Origin of the sequence: Desertivibrio insolitus, from assembly GCF_017355965.1 — a bacterium.
Taxonomy (GTDB): Bacteria; Actinomycetota; Actinomycetes; order Actinomycetales; family Microbacteriaceae; genus JAFIQW01.
On sequence record NZ_JAFIQW010000008.1, the window covers coordinates 1 to 3,099 of the forward strand.

General features: G+C 55.8%; 2 rRNA genes. Both read left to right on the forward strand.

Annotated features, from left to right (window positions below):
* Window positions 1–2,872, forward strand: a 23S ribosomal RNA gene (locus JUB10_RS14390); the annotation flags it as partial.
* 104 nt (window positions 2,873–2,976) lie between these two features.
* A 5S ribosomal RNA gene (rrf, locus tag JUB10_RS14395) occupies window positions 2,977–3,093 on the forward strand.
* The last annotated feature ends 6 nt before the right edge of the window (window positions 3,094–3,099 follow it).

Here is a 3,099-nt window from a genome sequence, read left to right on the forward strand (position 1 = left end):
TAGTAGTGGCGAGCGAAACCGGATCAGGCCAAACCGATCATGTGTGATAGCCGGCAGGCGTTGCATGGTCGGGGTTGTGGGACTCTCACGAATCACTGCCGTGGTTCACGTTGACGCGCTTCGTATAGGTGAACGACATTGAAAGGTCGACCATAGTGGGTGCCAGTCCCGTAACCGAAATGCGTAGCGGCGGCGGAGAGGATCCCAAGTAGCACGGGGCCCGAGAAATCCCGTGTGAATCTGCCAGGACCACCTGGTAAGCCTAAATACTCCCAGATGACCGATAGCGGACAAGTACCGTGAGGGAAAGGTGAAAAGTACCCCGGGAGGGGAGTGAAATAGTACCTGAAACCGTTTGCTTACAAACCGTTGGAGCCCCCTTGGTAGGGGTGACAGCGTGCCTTTTGAAGAATGAGCCTGCGAGTTAGCGATATGTGGCGAGGTTAACCCGTGTGGGGTAGCCGTAGCGAAAGCGAGTCTTAATAGGGCGATCCAGTCGCATGTCCTAGACCCGAAGCGAAGTGATCTATCCATGGCCAGGTTGAAGCGACGGTAAGACGTCGTGGAGGACCGAACCCACTTCAGTTGAAAATGGAGGGGATGAGCTGTGGATAGGGGTGAAAGGCCAATCAAACTTCGTGATAGCTGGTTCTCTCCGAAATGCATTTAGGTGCAGCGTTGCGTGTTTCTTGCCGGAGGTAGAGCTACTGGATGGCCGATGGGCCCCACCGGGTTACTGACGTCAGCCAAACTCCGAATGCCGGTAAGTGAGAGCGCAGCAGTGAGACTGTGGGGGATAAGCTTCATAGTCGAGAGGGAAACAACCCAGACTACCAACTAAGGCCCCTAAGCGTGTGCTAAGTGGGAAAGGATGTGGAGTTGCATAGACAACCAGGAGGTTGGCTTAGAAGCAGCCACCCTTGAAAGAGTGCGTAATAGCTCACTGGTCAAGTGATTCCGCGCCGACAATGTAACGGGGCTCAAGCACACCGCCGAAGTTGTAGATTTCGTGTATTAGCCAGGCTTTCGTGGTCCAGGCGCACGGAGTGGTAGGAGAGCGTCGTGTGGCGAGTGAAGCGGCGGAGTGATCCAGCCGTGGACGCCACACGAGTGAGAATGCAGGCATGAGTAGCGAAAGACGGGTGAGAAACCCGTCCTCCGAAAGACCAAGGGTTCCAGGGCCAGGTTAATCCGCCCTGGGTAAGTCGGGACCTAAGGCGAGGCCGACAGGCGTAGTCGATGGACAACGGGTTGATATTCCCGTACCGGCGAAGAACCGCCCAAGCTAATCCAGTGGTGCTAAGGGTCCTAGCCTCAGGTACTGATCCCTTCGGGGTGAGGTCCTGGTGGTGAACGCCCGACCCCATGCTGGTGCGGCTAGCGTATTAACAGGTGTGACGCAGGAAGGTAGCCGGTCCTGGGCGATGGTTGTCCCAGGCCAAGGCCGTAGGGCGAGGGATAGGCAAATCCGTTCCTCATATGCCTGAGAACTGAAGGGGAGCCCTTTTTGGGCAAGATCCGGTGATCCTATGCTGCCGAGAAAAGCATCGACGCGAGGTTCTAGCTGCCCGTACCCTAAACCGACTCAGGTGGTCAGGTAGAGAATACCAAGGAGATCGAGAGAATCGTGGTTAAGGAACTCGGCAAAATGCCCCCGTAACTTCGGGAGAAGGGGGGCCGGAGGCGTTAGCAGACTTGCTCTGCGAAGCGTTTGAAGGCCGCAGAGACCAGTGGGAAGCGACTGTTTACTAAAAACACAGGTCCGTGCCAAGTCGCAAGACGATGTATACGGACTGACGCCTGCCCGGTGCTGGAAGGTTAAGAGGAAGGGTTAGCCTCACGGCGAAGCTCTGAATTTAAGCCCCAGTAAACGGCGGTGGTAACTATAACCATCCTAAGGTAGCGAAATTCCTTGTCGGGTAAGTTCCGACCTGCACGAATGGCGTAACGACTTCCCAGCTGTCTCAACCGCGAACTCGGCGAAATTGCACTACGAGTAAAGATGCTCGTTACGCGCAGCAGGACGGAAAGACCCCGTGACCTTTACTACAGCTTGGTATTGGTGTTCGGTGTGGCTTGTGTAGGATAGGTGGGAGACTGTGAAGCCGGCACGCCAGTGTCGGTGGAGTCATCGTTGAAATACCACTCTGGTCATTCTGGATATCTAACTTAGAACCGTGATCCGGTTCAGGGACAGTGCCTGGTGGGTAGTTTAACTGGGGCGGTTGCCTCCCAAAAAGTAACGGAGGCGCCCAAAGGTTCCCTCAACCTGGTTGGCAATCAGGTGGCGAGTGTAAGTGCACAAGGGAGCTTGACTGTGAGACTGACAGGTCGAGCAGGGACGAAAGTCGGGACTAGTGATCCGGCAGTGGCTTGTGGAAGCGCTGTCGCTCAACGGATAAAAGGTACCTCGGGGATAACAGGCTGATCTTGCCCAAGAGTCCATATCGACGGCATGGTTTGGCACCTCGATGTCGGCTCGTCGCATCCTGGGGCTGGAGTAGGTCCCAAGGGTTGGGCTGTTCGCCCATTAAAGCGGTACGCGAGCTGGGTTTAGAACGTCGTGAGACAGTTCGGTCCCTATCCGCTGCGCGCGTAGGAAATTTGAGAAGATCTATCCCTAGTACGAGAGGACCGGGATGGACGAACCTCTGGTGTGTCAGTTGTTCCGCCAGGAGCACCGCTGATTAGCTACGTTCGGAACGGATAACCGCTGAAAGCATCTAAGCGGGAAGCCGGCTTCAAGATGAGATTTCCATCCCTTCGGGGGAGAGGCTCCCAGCCAGACGACTGGGTTGATAGGCCGGATGTGGAAGCAGGGACGAAAGACCTGTGGAGCTGACCGGTACTAATAAGCCGATAACTTGACAACACACATAGTTTTGTTGCTCGCGTCCACTTTGTGGTTCTCGATCTACGGTCGGGAACCGCGCACACCAGAAACACCTGGTGTCGCAGACTGTAAATCAAAAGAGTTTCGGCGGCCATAGCGCAGGGGAAACGCCCGGTCACATTCCGAACCCGGAAGCTAAGACCTGCAGCGCCGATGGTACTGCGAGGGAGACCTCGTGGGAGAGTAGGACACCGCCGGACATCCTT